3 protein-coding genes are annotated in these 3,039 nt (G+C 61.6%); 1 reads left to right on the top strand and 2 read right to left on the bottom strand.

All coding sequences use genetic code 11. From position 1 onward, the window contains the following. On the bottom strand, positions 1 to 230 hold a 230-nt coding region (locus tag R2N16_RS25305), incomplete at its 3' end, for an ESPR domain-containing protein (RefSeq protein WP_316669774.1). Positions 231 to 438: 208 nt separating this feature from the next. Beyond that, on the bottom strand, positions 439 to 1,557 hold the full coding sequence (locus R2N16_RS25300) for an EAL domain-containing protein (RefSeq protein ID WP_316669771.1): 1,119 nt from the start codon (positions 1,555 to 1,557) through the stop codon (positions 439 to 441). A 357-nt stretch (positions 1,558 to 1,914) separates the two neighbouring features. On the opposite strand from R2N16_RS25300, the gene R2N16_RS25295 reads away from it, so the two are divergent. Then, positions 1,915 to 2,634 (top strand): recombinase family protein, encoded by a 720-nt coding sequence (locus R2N16_RS25295; protein WP_316669768.1) that lies wholly within the window; start codon positions 1,915 to 1,917, stop codon positions 2,632 to 2,634. Positions 2,635 to 3,039: the final 405 nt, after the last annotated feature.

Raw genomic sequence — 3,039 nt, 5'->3', positions numbered from 1 at the left:
GAGCCACTGTTGCACGTGGTTTCCGCATAGGCGCCCTGCGAAGCCAACAGCATGCCGAGTGCGCTGGCAACTGCCATTGCAATCTGCCGCAGGCGTGGACTGAAATCTTGAGCGCTACTCACCACCACACCTGTTCCGCGCCCGGCTTTGCCCGCACTGTTCGCGGTTTCATCTGCCACCACCACGCGCCCAAGGCGACGGTTAAACACCAGCTTGTATGTTTTGTTCATTCTCTTTTAACCCCCACCAATTCACTTCTTGTGTTTGAACCGCTGCAAGACGAGACCTGAGCGTTAGGCCCTTCTGCTCGCTCGCATTGGCGTTTTGATCGCGGAGTGTTCGCTCCGCAGTTGGCTCAATCGAATTGCTCTCTTGGTTGATTCCCTCTTCCCCTCGTCTTCGCGTTGCGCGCAAACGGCCCCTCTTCTTGTTTCCGCCTCATGCACGAATTCGGTCACCCGGGTTGCTGACGTAGTCACCCTGGCCCCACTGCACGCCGCTCTCCCGCGCGAAGGCCACCTCCTCCGCTGATTCGATGCCCTCGACCACGACCTGGTCCGCACGCGCGTGGGCGGCCAGCAGGACGCCAGCGAACTGCGCGTACTGACCGGCTTCGCAATGCCGCTTGAACACGGCGGGGGCGATCTTCAGAATGTCGGCGGCGTGTGCGTCGTTGGCCGCGTGGGTGGCGAGTCCCTCGCCCTTGATGGCGATGCGGCAGCCGAGCTGACGCATGCGGCGGCAGAACTGACGGCCCGCAACCGGGTACACCTGGGCGTCGGTCAACTCGATCACCAGGCGTTGGGCGATGTGTGGGGTGTCGGCCAGTTCGGCAAACACCCAGGCCCACCACACGTCATCGAGCGAGCTCTGGCCGGAGATGCTCACGCCCAGGCTCAGGTCTTCAAACTCATCCAGGAGCGAGAGCGCCCGGCGCATGACGTATCGGTCCAGGCAGCGCATGAGCCCCAGCCGCTCCAGGCTGGGGATGACGCTGTTCGGGAACAACTGCTCACAGCCGTCGTCCAGGCGCACGCGCAGCAGGCACTGGTGGTACAGCGAAGCACACAGGTCTTCCGTGCTGAAGATCGGCTGGAACACGAGTTCAATCCGGCCGTCACCAATGGCTTGGTAGACCTCGGCCGCGGCTTCCATGTCGACGCCGCGCGGCGCCTGCTGCCAGTGGTTAGTCGGGAAGGCACCGTCGTGGTGCAGTTCGTCGTCGGTGACCCAGTTGGCGTTGAGAATGGCCAGCGATGCGGCGCCGCACTCGAGCTTGGCCCATTCCGCCAGGCCCAACAGCAAGGCTTGGGCAAAAGCTTGTCGTGCCAGCGTGTCGCCCCCGTCGATGGGAACAACAGATGCATCGTTGGCGGTACCGGTCAGGCCGATACGCCCGGCCCCCAAGGTCTTGACCGCATAGCGGCGCCCACACAACACCGTGATGCGCTCGAGCAATTCCGCCTCGACGGCATTCGCAAACGGTGCCCCGTAGCAGCGCGTCAGGAACGCGCTGTTCTCCACCTCGATCAGCAATTTACGCAGCTGGCTCCCCATCTCTTCCCCCTTGCGGCAAAAACGGTCCTTTGTGCAAAAGTGAGACAAGGCAGAGTTAAGCGTCACTTATAACGTGTCTGGCATTGGCTTCGCGGGTGATTTGTGAGGCTCAGCACAGGGGCTGGAAGGTGACGACAAAAAGGACCCCTTTTGTCCAGTAGAATCGCCCCCTCTGTCGGAGGGGGGCGACTGCCCAGGCAAGCGCAGCGGGGAAATGCCGCCTGCCGTTTGCCCCTTTCGCCATGGGAAGGCAACGCGTAGAGCGATGCGTGCGGACGTCTCGCAACGCCTTTGCGTATGGGAGAAAGCACAGGCGGCAGCGCGTGCCCGCAAAGAACAAAATTAAGGAAGCCAGCGATGTCGACGCACACCAAGCTCAAACCGGCCACAGCCTCTCTCAACAAGCGAGTGACAGCGTCACGCACGACAACGGTTACCCCAAGGCGCCCAAGCGAAACGTGCCGAGCACGACACACCTATTCATCGCCGCATCAACCCGTCCGCGTTGGCTATGCAAGAGTCTCGACCGATACCCAGAACCTGCGCCTGCAACTCGACGCGCTACGGCGGGTTGACTGCGCACATGTCTTTACCGATGAGGGGATTTCCGGTTCGGAGTTTTCCAGACCAGGCTTGGACGAGGCGCTCGCATGTCTTCAGGAAGGAGATACCCTGGTGGTCTGGCGACTCGACCGATTGGGCCGATCGCTAGGTAAGTTGGTAGAGCTGATCAACGAACTTGGTCAGCGCAAGATCAAGTTCGAGTCGATCATGGAGACCATCAACACCGGCTCCTCCGGCGGCAAGTTGGTCTTCCACATGATCGCGGCGCTGGCGGAGTTTGAGCGCTCGCTCATCAGCGAGCGGACCCGGGCCGGCATGGCGGCAGCGCGTGCGCACGGCAAGCGCCTGGGCCGCAAGCCCGCGCTGAGTGCCACGCAGCAGCGCAAGGCGCTAGCCCTGCTCAGCACCGAACCCGCAACAGCGGTCGCCAAACGTTTCAACGTCCATCCCCGGACGCTGCGACGGTTGCTCGATTCCCACAATGCCGTGGGAGACGGGTGTGCAGTCGTTTGACGAGGGTCTAATTCCCTTCACCCGCTCTAACGAAAACCTGGCCGGGAGGCTGAATGCATGTCCTTGCTAGAGATGCATGTGGGCATGACCTTGCATTGAGGGTTCGAGCCCCTCCGTTTTGCCACGGCAACCTCTAGCTCACCGATGGTTAGCGTAGCGGACTCATACGTCGGTACCTCGTTCAACTCGCGGGAGGTCCACCAGTCGGCTTTACGGGGTGTCATGAAAAGCGCGAAAAAGACGCCGCTGTATTGGCGGCGCTTACCCTAGTATCAGCTTGCGGAATGATCGCCTGCGCTGGGGCTGGCGGCGCTGTAAGCATCTGATATGTACCGTTGCCCCGCCTTGACGCACTGATGCGATGATCGTTTGTGACGGGCACGGATGACCGACTGTGTCCACAAC

This window comes from Ralstonia psammae (assembly GCF_958405935.1).
GTDB lineage: Bacteria > Pseudomonadota > Gammaproteobacteria > Burkholderiales > Burkholderiaceae > Ralstonia > Ralstonia psammae.
Note: the sequence above shows the minus strand (reverse complement) of the source record. Positions and strands in the feature narration are given on the sequence as shown.